19 protein-coding genes are annotated in these 16,889 nt (G+C 42.7%); 10 read left to right on the top strand and 9 right to left on the bottom strand.

Going from position 1 to position 16,889, the window contains the following annotated elements; translation table 11 throughout:
- The first annotated feature begins 262 nt into the window (after positions 1-262).
- From C7Y66_RS15700 to C7Y66_RS15680, 5 genes are all read left to right on the top strand, one after another.
- Positions 263-2,383: a sensor histidine kinase gene (locus tag C7Y66_RS15700; protein WP_106546309.1), complete on the top strand. Its 2,121-nt coding sequence runs from the start codon at positions 263-265 to the stop codon at positions 2,381-2,383.
- 82 nt (positions 2,384-2,465) lie between these two features.
- Positions 2,466-2,894, top strand: coding sequence for a response regulator (locus C7Y66_RS15695; RefSeq protein WP_199197456.1), 429 nt, complete (start codon positions 2,466-2,468; stop codon positions 2,892-2,894).
- 173 nt (positions 2,895-3,067) lie between these two features.
- Positions 3,068-4,114, top strand: a complete 1,047-nt coding sequence (locus C7Y66_RS15690) for an adenosine deaminase (protein WP_106546308.1) — start codon at positions 3,068-3,070, stop codon at positions 4,112-4,114.
- A 116-nt stretch (positions 4,115-4,230) separates the two neighbouring features.
- Positions 4,231-5,109: an SMP-30/gluconolactonase/LRE family protein gene (locus tag C7Y66_RS15685; RefSeq protein WP_106546307.1), complete on the top strand. Its 879-nt coding sequence runs from the start codon at positions 4,231-4,233 to the stop codon at positions 5,107-5,109.
- Positions 5,103-5,702: a GNAT family N-acetyltransferase gene (locus C7Y66_RS15680; RefSeq protein ID WP_199197455.1), complete on the top strand. Its 600-nt coding sequence runs from the start codon at positions 5,103-5,105 to the stop codon at positions 5,700-5,702. The genes C7Y66_RS15685 and C7Y66_RS15680 overlap by 7 nt, the downstream gene beginning before the upstream one ends.
- 103 nt (positions 5,703-5,805) lie before the next feature.
- Here the strand turns inward: C7Y66_RS15680 and C7Y66_RS15675 are convergent, their stop codons facing one another.
- The gene (locus tag C7Y66_RS15675; RefSeq protein ID WP_039715449.1) at positions 5,806-6,432 is read right to left on the bottom strand and encodes a cyclopropane-fatty-acyl-phospholipid synthase family protein; all 627 of its coding nucleotides are present in this window, start codon (positions 6,430-6,432) and stop codon (positions 5,806-5,808) included.
- A gap of 212 nt (positions 6,433-6,644) precedes the next feature.
- The gene (locus C7Y66_RS15670; RefSeq protein ID WP_106167160.1) at positions 6,645-7,073 is read right to left on the bottom strand and encodes a hypothetical protein; all 429 of its coding nucleotides are present in this window, start codon (positions 7,071-7,073) and stop codon (positions 6,645-6,647) included.
- 109 nt (positions 7,074-7,182) lie between these two features.
- On the opposite strand from C7Y66_RS15670, the gene C7Y66_RS15665 reads away from it, so the two are divergent.
- Positions 7,183-7,845 carry a class I SAM-dependent methyltransferase gene (locus C7Y66_RS15665; protein WP_106546306.1) on the top strand — a complete coding sequence of 221 codons (663 nt, stop codon included), beginning with the start codon at positions 7,183-7,185 and terminating at the stop codon, positions 7,843-7,845.
- 2 nt (positions 7,846-7,847) lie between these two features.
- On the opposite strand, the gene C7Y66_RS15660 is transcribed toward C7Y66_RS15665, so the two are convergent.
- The 3 genes from C7Y66_RS15660 to C7Y66_RS15655 form a co-directional block, all read right to left on the bottom strand.
- Positions 7,848-8,120 carry a hypothetical protein gene (locus C7Y66_RS15660; protein ID WP_106546305.1) on the bottom strand — a complete coding sequence of 91 codons (273 nt, stop codon included), beginning with the start codon at positions 8,118-8,120 and terminating at the stop codon, positions 7,848-7,850.
- A gap of 252 nt (positions 8,121-8,372) precedes the next feature.
- The gene (locus tag C7Y66_RS31135; protein WP_158265936.1) at positions 8,373-8,540 is read right to left on the bottom strand and encodes a hypothetical protein; all 168 of its coding nucleotides are present in this window, start codon (positions 8,538-8,540) and stop codon (positions 8,373-8,375) included.
- A 37-nt stretch (positions 8,541-8,577) separates the two neighbouring features.
- On the bottom strand, positions 8,578-8,865 hold the full coding sequence (locus C7Y66_RS15655) for a hypothetical protein (RefSeq protein WP_199197454.1): 288 nt from the start codon (positions 8,863-8,865) through the stop codon (positions 8,578-8,580).
- 187 nt (positions 8,866-9,052) lie between these two features.
- On the opposite strand from C7Y66_RS15655, the gene C7Y66_RS15650 reads away from it, so the two are divergent.
- Entirely contained in the window at positions 9,053-9,976 is a 924-nt protein-coding gene (locus C7Y66_RS15650) for a LysR family transcriptional regulator (protein WP_106546304.1), read from the top strand.
- A gap of 95 nt (positions 9,977-10,071) precedes the next feature.
- On the opposite strand, the gene C7Y66_RS15645 is transcribed toward C7Y66_RS15650, so the two are convergent.
- Complete coding sequence (locus C7Y66_RS15645) at positions 10,072-11,364, bottom strand: glutamate-cysteine ligase family protein (RefSeq protein WP_106546303.1); 1,293 nt, start codon at positions 11,362-11,364, stop codon at positions 10,072-10,074.
- Positions 11,365-11,622: 258 nt separating this feature from the next.
- Positions 11,623-12,534 (bottom strand): DUF1338 domain-containing protein, encoded by a 912-nt coding sequence (locus C7Y66_RS15640; RefSeq protein WP_106546302.1) that lies wholly within the window; start codon positions 12,532-12,534, stop codon positions 11,623-11,625.
- 477 nt (positions 12,535-13,011) lie between these two features.
- Between C7Y66_RS15640 and C7Y66_RS15635 the strand changes: the two genes are divergently transcribed.
- Together C7Y66_RS15635 and C7Y66_RS15630 are read left to right on the top strand one after the other, a co-directional pair.
- A complete protein-coding gene (locus C7Y66_RS15635; protein WP_015153332.1) occupies positions 13,012-14,574 on the top strand; it encodes an NAD(P)/FAD-dependent oxidoreductase in 1,563 nt (520 codons plus the stop codon).
- Between the two features lie 192 nt (positions 14,575-14,766).
- On the top strand, positions 14,767-15,222 hold the full coding sequence (locus tag C7Y66_RS15630; protein WP_106546301.1) for a hypothetical protein: 456 nt from the start codon (positions 14,767-14,769) through the stop codon (positions 15,220-15,222).
- A gap of 23 nt (positions 15,223-15,245) precedes the next feature.
- Here C7Y66_RS15630 and C7Y66_RS15625 read toward each other — a convergent pair whose 3' ends face one another.
- Together C7Y66_RS15625 and C7Y66_RS15620 are read right to left on the bottom strand one after the other, a co-directional pair.
- Positions 15,246-15,668, bottom strand: coding sequence for a hypothetical protein (locus C7Y66_RS15625; RefSeq protein WP_106167146.1), 423 nt, complete (start codon positions 15,666-15,668; stop codon positions 15,246-15,248).
- A gap of 51 nt (positions 15,669-15,719) precedes the next feature.
- Positions 15,720-16,112 (bottom strand): pentapeptide repeat-containing protein, encoded by a 393-nt coding sequence (locus C7Y66_RS15620; RefSeq protein ID WP_106216239.1) that lies wholly within the window; start codon positions 16,110-16,112, stop codon positions 15,720-15,722.
- A gap of 248 nt (positions 16,113-16,360) precedes the next feature.
- On the opposite strand from C7Y66_RS15620, the gene C7Y66_RS15615 reads away from it, so the two are divergent.
- Positions 16,361-16,876: a GNAT family N-acetyltransferase gene (locus C7Y66_RS15615; protein WP_106546300.1), complete on the top strand. Its 516-nt coding sequence runs from the start codon at positions 16,361-16,363 to the stop codon at positions 16,874-16,876.
- Positions 16,877-16,889: the final 13 nt, after the last annotated feature.

Raw genomic sequence — 16,889 nt, 5'->3', positions numbered from 1 at the left:
AGATGTGTATAAGAGACAGCATATATGGTAGCAGCTAGAGCTTTTAGATATGCTGTGAAAATGTCGAAAACAGCAAGAACGCCATTGAGATCGGCATCCGTAATTCTCGAACTTTGTTTTGTATGATTTGTTAAATCAGACAAAGGTGTTGATGGAATTTGCTTGGCAGCGATCGCGTTTAATGGTATTTAAATGCTAAAACTAATCTGTTTGCTAGCAAGCTATTACTAGAGGGTCTTGCATCTATTTTGAGGGAGCTTCCATGGCTAAGCCCAGTCAATCCTCATTTCGCCGTATCTTACTTGCAAGAATACTGCTGCTGACCGTACCAGTGTTGTTGATTGGGGAAGCGGTGACTTTCAGGAAAGCACGTTCTAGCTTGCTAGAAACCGCGCGCTGGAATTTAACTGAAAGTGCGGTGAACAAGGGAGAAAATATCAGCAACGCGATCGCGGCACTGAAATCAAACCTGCTGCTGGCAAGTCAAACCACCGTCATCCGAACTGGTTCGCCTGCACAGGCTCGGGAGTTTCTTCAACAGTTAGCGTCAACGCTGCCAAATACTCAGTGCTTGCAGGTGACTGAGATCGGCACGGGTAATTTGGTAGCGAGTACTTGCGGTAATACTCCAATTGCTTCTGCTAAAGCCGATCCCGCTTGGCAACAGCAGCAAAATCAAGAAATCGTACCTTTGATTCGCGTTCAGCCACTAGTCGAAATTGACGGGCGGCGATCGCTACAGCTATCCGCCTCGCTAGATCCTCAACGCTCTCTAGGACAACTACAATTAGTTTTATCGGCTCCCGTGTACAACAGTAGCGGGCGATTGACCTACAGCCTCAACGTATTATCGGCACTGCACAAAAGAGAACGAGATCGACCAGGATTGCTGGCTGGCTCCACCGTCGTAATCGATCGCAACGGCACGATTTTAGCTCATCCAATGGCTAACCGCATTGGACGCAACGTCGCGCAAGAGCCAGATGCAGGACAACTACAACATCTGCTCAAAAATGCGATCGCCGGACGCACGCGCCAAGATTTTATCCACTTGTCGTTCGACCGCAACGGTCCCGATTTGCTAGCGGGCTATAACGTCATTCCCAGTCCGATCGATCGAGCCAACGGATACTGGCTGATTTTAGCCGTTACCCGTCTGGATCATGCCTTGTACGGACTGCAAGAAATTAAAGTTATCCTTGTCGTACTGACCATCGGCTTGTTAGTAGCGACCTTAATCGCCGCACTACATATCATCCGCGATTTAGCAAGACCTTTAGAAAAACTACGGGACTACGCCCTCAACCTCCAAAGCCACCACGCTGCCGAGCGAGTCCCGCACAATTTCAAAGTCCGCGAGGTAGAACAGCTAGCAGAAGCTTTGGAAGAAATGTTAGGACGGCTAAATGCTTCGGCAGCAGAATTAGAAACCGCTTGGCAAGAAGCCCAAACTTCCAACCAGATGAAAAGTGAATTCTTAGCCAATACCTCCCACGAGTTACGCACCCCTCTTAATGCCATCATCGGATGTATTCGCCTCGTCCGCGACGGCTGCTGCGACGATCGCACCGAAGAACTAGAGTTTTTGGCACGGGCTGATGAGGCAGCTATTCACTTATTAGGTATTATTAATGACTTGCTCGATATTGCCAGAATAGAAGCTGGTAAACTCTCAGTCGTCACGGAAGCCCTCGATTTACGGCAAGTTTTGCGAGAAGCGATCGACCTGCAAAAGGTACAAATTCAGCAAAAAGGGCTGCAATTGATCGCTACAGAGTGGCAAGAACCGCTACTAGTTCATGCCGATGCTGCCAAACTTAAGCAAGTGCTGATCAATGTTATAGGTAATGCTGTCAAGTTCACCGATCGCGGCAGCATCAGCATCAAACTAGAAATTACTGCCCAACCCGTACAAGATGGCAGTACTACATTTTGGGTCACTGTGGCTGTAGAGGATACGGGACTGGGAATCGATCCGGCTCAACAACACAAGCTCTTTCGTCCCTTCGCCATGGTAGATGGTACTACTACCCGCAAGCTAGGCGGGACTGGCTTAGGATTGGCAATTTCCCGCAATTTAATTGAATTAATGGGGGGTCGCATTGCCCTCAGTAGTCCTGGTATCGGTCTAGGGACTACTGTAGAAATTAGCTTACCGTTAGTCGATCCTTTGCCGTCTCCTCCCAGCTTGGAGACGCAGCTATCAGAGCGATCGCACTCCACCAGCGACAGCAATTTTGATTTAAACGAACAGAGAGCTTTACTAGAGGATGACTTGAGAGAGAGAATCATAGAAGAATCCAAAAGACTAGACTCCATTAGCTCCGTCAAAAGTATAAAAGTTGAGGAAAACATTAACGGTAGTGGCGTGACTTGTCTTTGACCGATAACTTTGTAGAGACGTTACATGTAACGTCTCTACAAAGTTATCGGTTATTAATTTGTGAATTCTGGTAAATTCTACTGTGCTATTTATACCAATTGAGATTTTGTTGGTAGAAGATGACTCTGGCGACGTGCAGTTAACTAAATTGGCTTTAGAAGAAAGCAAAATGTCTGTAAACTTGCACGTAGTTGAGGACGGTGTAGAAGCGTTAGCATTGTTGCGAAAAGAGGGAAAGTATGCTAGCACAAAACATCCAGATATAATCTTGCTCGATCTCAATCTGCCTAAAAAGGATGGGCGAGAAGTGCTAGCAGAGATTAAAGCAGACCCCAACCTCAAGCGCATTCCTGTTATCGTACTGACAGCTTCTCAAGCTGAGACAGATATACTCAACGCCTACAATCTCAACGCCAATTGTTACATTATCAAACCAGTTGACTTTGACCGCTTTGTCAAAATCGTGCAGTCGATTGAAAACTTTTGGTTCACCATCGTGAGGCTGCCGTAAACCCTGCACAGTCAACTATCAGTGGCTAGTGGTTAGTGGCTAGTGGAACCAGTGGCTAGTAATTGCGACTTACGACTTCTTCCTAGTATTCCAGCAAACTTCCGACTGCTGGACAAAATTGCTATCTTTGATAATAACCATAGATATTGTTAAGAATAATTAAGAGAGGTATTGTGGCTCTATACGCTGAATTGCACCGCCACTTGGGGGGTTCGGTCGTGCCTCGCGTTCTCTGGCGCTATTTCCAGCGTCACGCTGACGACAAAATCGAGCGGTTTCCTGACTATGCTGCGTTTGAAGATTTCTATACCCGTCCCCGCAACACGTTGGACGAGTATTTAGAATTGCACACTTTAGTTGAGAGCGTGCAAACAATTGAGACTTTGCCTTACTTTGTCTATCGCTTGATTCGTGGGGCGTATATTTTTGAAAATTTGGCGTACTTAGAAATTCGCTACACGCCATATTTACGCACGTCAGAGCATTTAACTCAATCCCAACGGATCGAACAGATGGCGGAGATTGTTGACGTGGTAGGTAAAGCAAGCCAACTTTCCGAATATCCGATTGTCACTAGCCAAATTTTGTGTATGCATTCGCGGCTACCCTATGAGGTAAATCGGGCAATTGTGGACTTGGCTGCCCAAAAACGAGAATATGTCTGTGCTGTGGATGTCGCTGGTGGCGATGGACATTATGCAGAACGCCTCGAAGAGTTCGTGCAATTGTATGCCTACGCGCGATCGCTTGGTTTAAATACTACGGGACACTTATATGAAACTCCCGCAGGTTGTTATCCTGAACTGTTGCCCTATCTGATGCGGATCGGTCACGGTATCCAAATTCCCCTGCTGCATCCCGAACTATTACCAGATTTAGCCAGCAGGCAGCAATGTTTAGAGGTTTGTCCCACAACTTATCTAAAGACGGGAACTCTACAGGACATGCGCCAGTTGAAGTTGGTATTCGATCGTTGTTTGGATGCTGGGGTAGATATTGCCATTTGCACGGATAACGCCGGATTGCACAACGTCCGGTTGCCATTTGAGTATGAAAATCTGCTGACGTTGGATATTATTGACTTTGACGAATTGCAAGCTTGTCAAGATGCAGCCTTCCGCCATGCCTTTGCTTGGCCCTATGGCGATCGCCCAGCGTCTTTACTCAATGGATTACTCAAGCCATCATTACCAACTGGGATGCTGGCAATGCAAGATTAAGATTGGTAGATGGTAATTGGTAATTGGTAGTTGGTAGATGGTAGTTGATAAGTAGGTGGACTTTTATGTCTAGCCACTACTCACTACTCTCTACTTGCTACTGACTACTCTCTAATATGAACGCTAATAACCAAAATACTGAGATTTCAGACATATTAGCAGCCAATACCGAACTGATACAACTTGCTGATGGAATGCTTTTTGGTGAAGGACCAGTTTGGGACAAGCAGCATCAGCAACTTATTTTTAGCGATACTGGGGCAAACGAACATAAATCTTGGAGTAAATCTCAAGGATTGCACACTTACCGCAAACCCAGTTATCAGCCAAATGGCAATGTGCTTGATTCTGTGGGTAATCTTTATACTTGCGAACACGAAACGCGGGCAATAAGTATTACAGATAAAGACGATCGCTGGACAATTTTATGCGATCGCTTTCAAGGTCAGCGGTTCAATTCACCGAATGACTTGGAAATTAAATCGGATGGGACGATCTGGTTTACCGATCCACCTTATGGTTTGGGTGATAGAACTAAAGAGATAGATTTTAATGGCGTATTTCGCTACGTTCCAAAAACACAAGAATTAACTGTAGTTATTCAAGATTTGAGTATGCCGAATGGCATTGCTTTTTCTCCAGATGAAACCAAGCTATATGTAGGTAACTCAGCAGCAGGCGATCGCTATATTTGGGTATTTACTGTTAACTCAGATGGAACTCTTTCTAGTGGAGAAAAACTCTGTCAAATTGATAATAATGATTGGGGAGCTGATGGGGTTGACGTAGATACTAATGGCAATATTTATGCAGGTTGCGGCGATGGCGTCCACATTTTTTCTCCTACAGGTTTACTGCTAGGTAAAATTTTGACCCCGAGCGCTATTTCTAATTTCGCCTTTGGTGGGGAAGACGGTAAGACTTTATTTATGACGAGCGAACACGCCTTGTACAGAATAGAATTATTAGTTGCAGGCGCAGTGCAGCGATGGTGAAATTTCTGATGCAAGTTTTTTTGGAAACTCCTAGACTAGTTCTCCGTCAATTTACATTGGATGATGCGCAAAACTTATTAGATTTAGATAGCGATATTGAAGTAATTCGTTATGTAGATCTAGGTATTATCAAAGGTGGCGAGCCTCTAGAGAAAAGTTACGAAAATTATCAAAACAATGTCTTATCAAAGTGGATGCACTATTATCAACAATATCCGGGTTATGGATTTTGGGCAACTATTGAAAAATCTAGTCAAGAATTCATCGGTTGGTTTCATTTACGACCGGCATTAGATAGTCAATTTAATGTTAGTTCAAAATTCTTCCATGCTGATGAAATCGAATTAGGCTATCGTTTGCGTCGAGTTTCTTGGGGGAAAGGATATGCCACTGAAGGTTCTCGCGCCCTCGTCACAAAAAGCTTTGCCGAATTAGGGACTCAGTGCATCGTATCTTCTGCGCTGGCAGAAAATCGAGCTTCTAGTCGGGTGATGGAAAAAGCAGGGTTAATGCTTGAATTAAAGTACGTTCACCCAGAAATCGATCGCGAGGTGGTGAAGTATAGTTTGAGAAATCCTCATAAAAATTGGTAGGAATACACAAAATTGGTAGGGGCGCAAAATTAGGTAGGGGCGCACAGCTGTGCGCCCCTACTTTACGAAATCCTAATTTTCGCAGCGTGTAACGCCATTAAATTTAACCGTCACCTAAATTCTTAGGAATCTCTTTAGGAATTACCCAGTAATAAATGGTAGAACCACCAGGAGTCTGCAAGGTTTTTTCTGGCTTCCAATCGCCCATATCAAACGCATGAGACACGATGCGAGTTCCTGGTTTGAGCTGTTTAAATAGCTGCGGTCTGAGCTTAACATTAAGTTCGGGCAACAAATAAAGCGTCACGACAGTTGCATCGCTGAAGTCGCTCTTAAACAGATCTTGATTGAGAAACGTTACGCGGTCTGTTACGCCTGCTTTTTTAGCGTTTTCCTTTGCTTCTTTAATCCGTTCTGGGTTGATGTCTATCCCAACTGCCTTTTTCACTTGATATTTTTGTACAGCAGTAATTGGGATGCGTCCGTCGCCACTACCAAGGTCGTAGAGCGTATCATTTTTAGTCACCTTAGCAACTTTGAGCATTTCGTCTACCGTCTCTTGAGGTGTAGGTACGTAGACGACATCTGGTTCGCGTAGTGGTGCTTGCGTATCTTGGGCAATTGTTTGAGTGTGAGCGTTAGTCTGGGTAGTGAGACTGTAACCAGTTATTCCTAAGCCAACTATACCAATGCAGGCGATCGGTAGTAGGAACAAGCGTTGTCGGCGCATTATTTTCCTTTCCTGTAGCCGTTTTCGTATAACATAATGCCATGTTATAAGTCGTAAGTTGTAAGTCGTAAGTCGTAATTAAGGGAGCAGGGAGTAAGGAGAATTCGGAATTCGGAATTCGGAATTCGGAATTCACGCATTCAAAATGTATCACTCGCAAGAGCGCAAGAGCGCCTTTCACCAATTACCAATTACCAATTACCAACTACCAACTACCACCCATCAATTAAATAAGTACGCCAAGATTGAATTTTATCTTCATCAGTAGTTTGAGGAATTGCTAAACGCCAAGTTTTCCCCTCTTTCTGAAGTTGTAAATAGACCTCGAATGGATTATTTTCTTGCGTTATCCGTCGTTGAGAGATTTGTAAGGTGCGATCGTAAGTTCCGATAATTCGATATGCTGGTAAGTTACCAATTTTGAGTTGTTGCTGTTCTTGTATTCGCAGGCGATCGATTTCTAGTTTAAGTGGTGTAGATAGGTGGAGTTTCTGACTGATTTGTTGTTGTATTTGAGATAATTGAACTGCTAAAGCTTTTTGCACCAGTCGCTCGTTTGGGATTACGATTGGAGTGCTACTACATGCTGTCAGAAATATTAGCAAGATTCCAATTAAAACGAGCGGTAATTTTCGGCACATAGAACTTGCATTCGTGGGCGACAAGAGACAGCAACTCAATTGAACTCTAGGTATATGAAACTTTCTAGAGTTAGTATAAACTGTGAATGACTCTATCGAGCAGTCAATTATGCAAAAAAGATCTCTTGGTTTAGACGATCGCCTCTACGATTACTTTCTATCTGTCTCTCTACGGGAACCAGAAATTTTATCTCAGTTGCGTCAAGAAACAGCTAATCATCCCGCAGCAATGATGCAAATTGCTCCCGAACAAGGTCAATTTATGGCTTTACTAGTTCAATTGTTAGGAGCAACAAAAACTTTAGAAATAGGGGTATTTACGGGTTATAGTTCTTTATCTGTGGCTCTAGCGCTGCCTGCTCATGGTAAGATATTTGCTTGCGATGTGAGTAAAGAATACACAAATATAGCGCGGCGTTATTGGCAGCAGGCTGGAGTCGCTAACAAAATAGATTTGCACTTAGCGCCAGCAATAGAAACACTAGATCGATTATTGGCATCGGGACAATCAGAATCTTTTGATTTTGCTTTTATCGATGCAGATAAAGAAAATTATGACTGCTATTACCAGCGATCGCTTCAATTAGTTCGTCCTGGTGGATTAATTGCAATTGATAACGTTCTCTGGGGTGGAGATGTGGCTAATTTTCAAGTTCAAAATCGAAGTACTCGAGCAATTCGAGCGCTCAATGAGAAATTACATCATGATGAAAGAATAGCCTTAAGTTTAGTACCAATTGCTGATGGATTAACTTTAGCATTAAAGCGATAGATTCAGAAAGTAGATTCAGCATTTTTGGATTTACTTCTAGGTGCAATTCTCAGTAAAAAATTGTCCACTTCTGCTAAAAATTCTCCGGCTGAATCACTCTTTACATTCCCCTGAGCGTCATCTTGTTCTGCTGCTATGGCTTCCTGCAACAGTTGCTCATGCTGTTGTTGTAAAAGTCTTTTGTGTAGAATTTCTAGCAACACTGCTTGCTCGTCGATTGATAAAGCTTCTACCGTTTCGATCGCCTGCTGAAACTTAGGGGTGTTAAGTACCATAGATACAGATAAGTTACTAACTTCGTTAGGTCTGTTCTTAAGTGTAATCTATAAGATGCTGTTGTAGTACGGAAATCACCCAATGATTTTAGTTGAGGCAATTCCTCATGCAGTCGGGCTTTATCATTCTTCAAGAGTTAAATTTAAGCTTTTTTATTTCTGCTTCTTTGGTAAGAAGGTAAAAATTAATAACCCTCTTTAAAAAAGCATAAAGAGGGGGTTATGAAATCTATTTTTAGTGCGATCGCGCTTTTATTGTCCTCTCATTCTGGCTTTATATTCTGCATAATAGTTGCTGAATTTCCAGAATTCGACAATTAGATGCTGCACGGAACGATAGCTTTTTTTAGCAAAATTGTAGGCTTGCTGTCTGTGGCTAACAGGTGCGCGATCGGTGTGTTGATAAGAAGTGTCTCTCATGTTATTCTCCTAAATTAATTACAGTTTTTTGACAAAATTAGCGGTAATATCTTTGCTCGATCCAAGAACGCATTTCTGCTTCAGAGCCAAAGCTTGTTGACTCATTTGTATTTGGATCGAATGCTTGCCACCATGTATTGCCTTGGCGATCGCGGCGTTGTTTTACTTGTAGTTCGTTGCTTTGAAATAACCAAGCAAATAAGTGCTGAAAAAATTTGGAAACCTTGGCATAGTCGTTTGGCTTTGCCACAATAAATTTAGTTTGAGATTTACGGTCAGTTGTTTCATTTCCAGGGGAAATTAAGTAATCACAATTAGCTTTCATAGTTCAAGGTAATTGAAAGTAAAAATAAGTCTTTGTTTTGCGGCACAAATCTAATCTAACAACTACTAATTCTGATGACAAAGCAATCTATGCATAGTTGTATGAATAAAATCGATAGCTCGAAAATAAGGTAAGTTATGAATGGGTGGCATTGAGCCAAATTCATTCATCATTTATCGTTGAAGCCATGCTAGAGCTTAGCAATAGTCAGATCAAACTCTCCCAACTGCGAGCATTATTGGCAGTAGCCGAATACGGTAATTTTAGTGAAGCGGCTTTACGCTTGGATTTGTCTCAATCAGCAGTCAGCCACGCGATCGCATCATTAGAAGATGAATTAGGCATCTTATTATTCTCTCGCGGTCGGCAAGGCGCATCTCCCACACCTGTAGGAGAACAGGTCATCGGTTATGCTGAAAAAATCTTGCAGCTATTGGAAGAGATGGTTGCAGCAGCCAAATCAGAAAAAAGCTTGCAGAGTGGTAGCGTCAGAGTTGCTTGTATACGGAGTGCAGCTACCCATATCTTACCGTCTGCGATCGCCCAATTTCGCCGTCGTAGTCCAGGAATTGCGATCGACATCTTAGAACATTTCGACCACTTGGACGTAGAAAAAGCTTTGCGGGAAGGTCAAGCTGATGTAGGCTTTACCCACCTCCCTACCAGTGCGGAATTTGAGACTTGGGAAATTTTGCGGGATGAATATGTCGCTCTACTACCACCATCTGCTAATTTGCGGCAGAATCAGTGTACTTGGGAAGAATTATTTGCTTATCCTTTAATCGTTCCTAGTACCAATAATGCGTGTTTTACCACGCTTCGCAACCACCTGCTAAGCGCAAGTATTCGGATCGATCATCAGGTTGCTTACCAAGTTAACGAAGACTCTACTGTTGTCAGCATGGTATTACAAGGTTTAGGCGCAACAATTATGCCACGGCTAGCAGCAGAACCAATCCCATCAGCCGTACATGCGTGTAGTTTGCCAGTACCATTAGAAAGAATCATTGGAGTAGCTGTGCTAGCAAATACGCTGCTAACTCCGGCGGTATTTACTTTTTTAGACGTGTTGCGGGGTGTTAAATCACCTGCGGTTAAATTTGCATCGTGAGGTCAGTTATCAGTGTAGAGACGTTACATGTAACGTCTGTACAAAGTTATCAGTTATCAGTCAACCGTCAACTACCAATGACGAATGACCAATGACTAACGATCGATAACACTAAAAACTTGCTGTTCTAACTTGTCGCACGACTGGCGTACAAGTCTCAATCCTTCATCTAGAGAAATTTCGCCTGTGGAGGTTGGGAATTCTTGCAGAAGTTCCGCTTCTGTAGTTTCATATTCACCGAGATCGGAACGAAATTTAGTTAATAAATTAATATTTTCACCGTCTTGAGTCGCAAATTCAAATAAGGAATCGAGATAATCTTTAACTTCGCAATTTTTCACTCCTTCCGTTACGGCTGCATAAAGTAAATCGTTATCTAAATATTCAAATTCTGGTACTTCTAAGCGATCGCCATTTAATTGAAAAGTCTTAACGCCTGCTTTTGGTCTGACGGTTAAATTCTCGCGTCTGACTCTGGCGGCAGCGTTACTTACTAAAGTTGCGATCGCTAATATGCGATCGGGATAATTACTATCTGTACCGCGCAATTCGATCGTCCCGATTTTATTGAGTCGGACGCGATTCCATGCCGTTTTTAACATGCTACCTCCCGCCTCATAAAACAGATGGCGTTCTACTCCAGCACGATCCATCGCTTCCAACCAAGCATGATAGCGCCCAAACTGCAACTCTACTAATTCTTCTACGCTATGGACGTAAGGCTGAAGTCCTCCCACGGCTTGCAGATTGGTGTAAACTCCCTCCCAGCCAAAAATATTTCGTCCGCGATAATGTACGGTATGCGCTGAAACATTCATTCCCCGTCCTTCGTAAAACGGACAAGCGCGGGAAAGCGCGATCAGTGCAGCATCGAACGCTGTCGCTAGATTGAAGAGATTCAAGATTTCTGCTTTGGCTGCTAAAGTAGCGTCGTACGATACTCCTATACGCGGATCGATCGCCCCTGGTTCAACTTCCAAATGTAGGTGCGTACCCGTACACCTGCCTGCGTGCAAGAAGCGATCGTAACCTACGGTACGCAGTTGAACGTGATACCATAGCTTATTACGAATTATCGGCATGACATGCAAGGGATAAGTAGACAAGGGATAGAGTCTCAAATCCAATTCTTGCCCCGCCTGGATTGCTATTTGCAGGTTACTAAAATACTCTTGAGTGAGTTCAGTAACTGAATTGACCGGGTTTGTATTAATTTCAACAATATGCTTAACCCATTCAGGTGCAAAACAATCTGGATTGCTGCCTTTTTCAGTTGCGATCGCTTGACAGCGCGATAAAAATTCATCGGCACGATGAGAAATTGCCCCAGTGCGATCGACGAGGAAAAACTCTTGTTCAAATCCAAGCCGCCGCTTTGCTTCTGTCATGGCTAAAATCTCTACAATTTAGTTTTTTACCTCTACTGCAATGATTTCACGCTCGCCGATAATTAAAAGTATCTCAAAGATAGACTTTGACTTCCGAGCTAAAATATCTCTCTTAAGGCGTAAATTTAATGCTCTCGATGATGTTAAGCCCAATATTCCGGTTGGCAAAGCTCGATTGCTAGTGCGATTAAATTGGCAAAATCAATTTTGCTAACTAACATCCAAAAACGTAATTTATCTCGCTGTCTTTGGCTGCTTTTATGAAGATACCTTCCTGGTCATTTCAAACAAATGTTGGGCATTTTGTCCTAAGAATGCATCGAATAATACTTTCTTTCCCGCTGCTTCTACTGGGTAGCGTTCGGCAATTTCATAATAAGCATAAGTCCAAGGAATTTGCATTAATTCTCCAGTCACATCATCTATGACTGTTACCATCTCTTTCACTGCATGAGTAGCAGTCTGACGCAAACCAACTTCTAAGCTACCTTCAATTTGGGTTTTCATCGGTACTCCCAAAGTAGCTAAGCCGTTAGCTGTAGTCTCTATATCTGGATATTGTAGAGTGTGCTGACGGTTGACATAGCCAGTGAAATGATTGACTGCATATCCATGTAATAATACCCAAGCTCCATATTGGGTAACTCGATTAACTTCTTCTACCACAGATTTTTTGGGAGGCAACCAAGGACGGGTAAATACGCCTTGGAGTCGATTTATAATTTGCTCTATATCGGTTGGATTAGTTGCATTAGAGGGCATTGCCCACCCTAGAGAGGCATCGCTAACAGTTTGATAGATGAGAGATGCGATCGCCTCTGGTAATTCTTCTACAATCAATTCACTGATGAATAGTTTGGGTAGATCGAACTGTTCCTGTTCTGGGTGTCGATAGTGGCGAGCATATAAATTCTGGGCTGGAAAAATATATTCTCCCGCTGCTGTGTAACCCAACGCCTCAGCAACACTAGCTAAATACTCAATGCCTAAATTCTGTTTTCCTTCGGGCGTATCAATATTTAACCGCAGCGAACGAAAAGCAATATGGTCGTTGGCAATCGTACCACCTGCTTGTAAAATCATTTGTTTGTAAACTTGAGCGTAGCTGACTCTATCACGGTATTGTTGCCAGAGTCGATCCCAAAGATGAAGCGCAATTTCAGCTTTCATAACATCATGAAGGAAGAAGGGGATGAAGAGGTGGGCATTGTTCACCCTGCTGACTGATAACTTTGTACAGACGTTACATGTAACGTCTCTACACTGACAACTGTTTCCTCACAAGTTCCTCAAATTCTATTTCTATATTAAATATCAAGTCATCTGAGTCATCTGTGAATGACGGTAGTGTGACTGGTAGATGCTACGCCTTTGCGCTGATATAGTTCCGCACGTTCTATGGTGGTGAGTGCGGAACTTTTTTATAATTAATCATTTGTCATTTGTTATGGTGATAGTAAGAGCCAAATTTTGAACGCCAGTTGCTTTAAGTCGGCAGAGCCGCCCAACGCACTGGCTCCTTTTGGCTTTTGACTTTTAACTTTGTACATATTTGTTCAACTAACTTCATTCGGTTGAAACAAACTCACAAGATTCTCAACTTTTCTACTTAGTGTAAAAGTAGACATATTTCGGGGAGAGTCTGATATGGAAAGCTTCGATTTTGTCATTATGGGAGCTGGACTAGGGGGACTGTCAGCTGCCGCTTGTTTGACTCGACAAGGATATCGAGTTGTGGTTTTGGAGCAGCATTACTTAGCGGGAGGATGCTGTCATACATTTGATTATGGGGAATATAGATTTTGTGCAGACGTTCACTATATTTCCCAGTGTGGCTCGGGTCAGGCGATCGCGCAATTTCTTAATTACATTGAGCGGGATGTCCCCTTTGTTTCCCTCAATCCCGATTGCATCGATCGCGTTATTGCTCCAGAAATTGATTTTAAAATTCCTTTAGGTTGGGAAAACCTACGTCAGCGTTTGCTCTCAACTTTTCCAGAGCAAGCCACACCAATTAATCGCTATTGTGACGAAATCAAGCAAATACACCAAGAGATTCGCAGCCTAGTTCAAGAAGTCCGTTGGTACAATCGCCATCTATCAGATTGGTTGAAGTTACCCAAGTATTGGAATTTATTTGTAAGGCGAAATTGGACGCTACAAGATCTCTACAATCGTGTCGGTTTGTCACCCAAACTACAAACGATATTAGCAGGACAAAGCGGAGACTATGCTTTGCCACCCGAGGAAATTGCGCTTTTTACTCATACTTCTTTAGTATGGGATTACTCGGAAGGAGCCTATTACCCTCAGCACCACTTCAAACACTTGGTTGATGAGATTGTTGCAGCCATTACCTCTGGTGGTAGCGTCGTGCAATTTTCAACTCCCGTAGAATATATCGAAGTTGAAGACCGTCAAGTACAAAAAGTCATTGCTGGAGGTAGAACTTATCAGGCTACTCGTGCTTATATCAGCGACTTAGACCCCAAGTTAACATTACATTTAATGCGGGAAACTGTCGAAGAATTAAGTAATCGGGAGCGTCAACGCCTGACTGGTTACGAATATTCTGCTAGTGCTTTTAATATTTATTTAGGTTTAGATAGCCGCTTTGAGCCAGAAAAATATGGGATTGGCAATTGGAATATTTGGTATTATCCCAATGGCGATTTAAATCAAGCCTATCGCCAACAATTGCTGGGTGACTTACACCATCCTTGGATTTTTCTCTCTTGTCCTACGATGAAATCTCCAGCAGGTGGTATGGCTCCGCCAGGACATCACGTATTAGAAATTGCTACCGTGTGTCCCTACGAACCATTTAAACAGTTGCACTCAACAGATCTTAAAGCTTACAAGACGAAAAAACGGCAATTTTATCAAGATATGATGACAAGCGTGCGAGATTTGATTCCTGACGTGAATGCTTATACTCGTATGAAGATTTCTGGAACTCCCACCACTAGCGAATATTATCTCGGACAACCACAAGGAAACATTTACGGTGCGAAGTTAATCCCCAAGCAAGTCGGTTTGAATCGTTTAGGATATACAACTGAATTGCCAAATCTTTTCTTCGTTGGTGCTAGTGCTGGATATCCCAGTGTCCCAGGAGTCATTGGTAACGGTATGGATGCGGTTGAATTGATTACAGGTCAATCGGTCTGGAATCGAGCTAACACTTCTGAGCTGTTGATTAAAAGATAGTTTATCTCTCCTGGGTTGTTAGCTGTTAGGAGGGAGAATGGACGCAGTGACCGATTGTCAATGTACAGACGTTACATGTAACGTCTGTACAATTAGCAATTATCAGATACTAGTTACCAAGGTTTTTAATTGCGATCGCTAGTCGTTGTCGAACTGGTCACTGTCCTAACCTCTAACCCACAAACCCGATATATGAGCATCAGTAAGCAAGGAAAAATAATTGCTCTTTGGATAGTATTTCTATTCGGAACAGTTTTTCACACGCAGTTAGCTTTAATGCCGCTGCTTTATGGTGAAAATGTAATGATGCCTGATACTCAGGGAAAAATGCCGGCATCCGAGTCATGGTTAATGTTAGGCATGTTTGTCTTACCAGCGATCGCAATTGTAGTGACTGCATTTAATAATTCGAGACGATATAGACTCATACATTTTTGCCTGACAGTTCTGTTCACTGTCATAAATTTTATTCACATCGTCTTCGATCTCTCGGTACAACCGATTGTTTGGCATCAAATTGTTTCGATTGTCTTGTTATTTGTGAATGGGTTATTGTTAAATATTGTTTCTTTACAATGGTTGCGAGAGCGAGATAAAAGTCCTAAAATTCGCAAGAAAGTGACTGTTAAAGCAGTCAAAAATTCCTAGTTGTAAAATTTGAAAATTAAAGCCTAAAAAGCTACTTCTTTTTGTGAGTAGAGACGATCGCAATAGAGCATCCAACCCAATCCAAATAAACTCGATAGAGAACCTGCGATCGCAGCTTTGACACCCCATCCCACAGGTCCTAGCCAATCGTTAATTTCGTTTAAAATTGCCGTACTAACTTTAGCAACGACATAGGCTGTTCCCACCGCACCAATAGTAACCATACCTAACTCAGCCAATATTTCTAATAGATTTTTCTGCGATAGATCTTCCTCAAAATAGATTTTCCAAATTAAGGTGTACATGCCAATATCAGCAGCAGTTAAGACAAACTGTTTTGGCATTTCTACGCCTGGAGAAGGGAGAGCCGATACAGCACCGCCACTAGCAGCATAACCCGCGATCGCTAAAACAGCTTCGATTCTCTTTTTACCTTGTAGATCCATGATTATCTCCTTGATGATTGGTAATTGGTCATTTGTCATTACTGATGAATATTAGCTGAGGCGATCCGATCGCATTCCTGCTTGTATGGGGTCAAATCCTGGGGGAAAGTGGGTGGTATCGGGGTCGTAATCTGCTTCGCGTAAGTCTGCTGTTTCGAGTTTGGCGTGACGTAAATCTGTACCAATTAGAATTGCTCCGCGTAAATTGGCTCCATTGAGGTTAGTTTCGTTGAGGTTAGCATAGCTTAAGTCTACTCCTCTCAAGTTTGCGCCACTTAGATCGGCTCCACTTAGTTCGGCATAACTTAAGTCTGCGCCCTTCAAATCGGTAGCTTTAAGATCGACTGCACCAAGTTCTATGCTTGTAAAGTCTCGTTTTCCAGCCGCATATTGGTTGAGGAGTTCGGCTACATCAGTCATGGAGTTGGGGATGGCTTCAGACATAAGCAAATCTAACAATTTTGGAGTTAAAGGTTTTATTTCTAGTTTAAGGACACAATAGAACTATTTGTAGTTTGGAAGTGGAAGAATTATGTCGCGCAAAGACGCATACGCGGAGCGTTCTCGAAGAGTAGGCGCAAAGAGTAATTAGGATGTTTACATTTTATTACGGAAATGAAAAATAGAGAGATAGCAAGGAGCGCTGCGTTGGAAATAATTGACTTATATTATGTTTTGTTTAAATGGAACTTATGAGAATAGTTCGTTCTGAGGATTTTATAGAATATGCTGGTATTTTCGAGATTAATCGGCTTGCATTTGGTCAAGAAAATGAAGCGAAATTAGTTGAGAATATCCGTTACTTACCTAATTTTAACTCTGCTCTATCTTTAGTAGCAGTTGAAGGCGATCGCCTCGTCGGGCATATTTTATTTAGCGAAATTGCGATCGTTAGTCCTCAAGGTGATGTGATAGCATTAGCTTTGGCTCCATTAGCTGTTCTGCCTCAGTTTCAAAATCAAGGTGTCGGTTCTCAACTTGTCAGAGCAGGGTTGAAACAGTGTCAGATTTTAGGATACAAAATTGTGATAGTTCTGGGTCGTCCGAACTTCTACAGTCGCTTTGGTTTTGTGCCTGCGATCGATAAAGGATTGCGATCGCCTTTTTCTGTTCCAGATGAAGCATTTATGGTACTGGAACTCGTACCTGGGGCATTAAATGGAGTTAGCGGGATGGTGAAGTATCCATCTTTGTTCGATTGCGTTTAAGAATGAAGCAAAA

This window comes from Chroococcidiopsis sp. CCALA 051 (assembly GCF_003015105.1).
GTDB classification, from domain to species: Bacteria; Cyanobacteriota; Cyanobacteriia; order Cyanobacteriales; family Chroococcidiopsidaceae; genus Chroococcidiopsis; species Chroococcidiopsis thermalis.
This window is presented reverse-complemented; position numbering and strand designations above follow the sequence as displayed.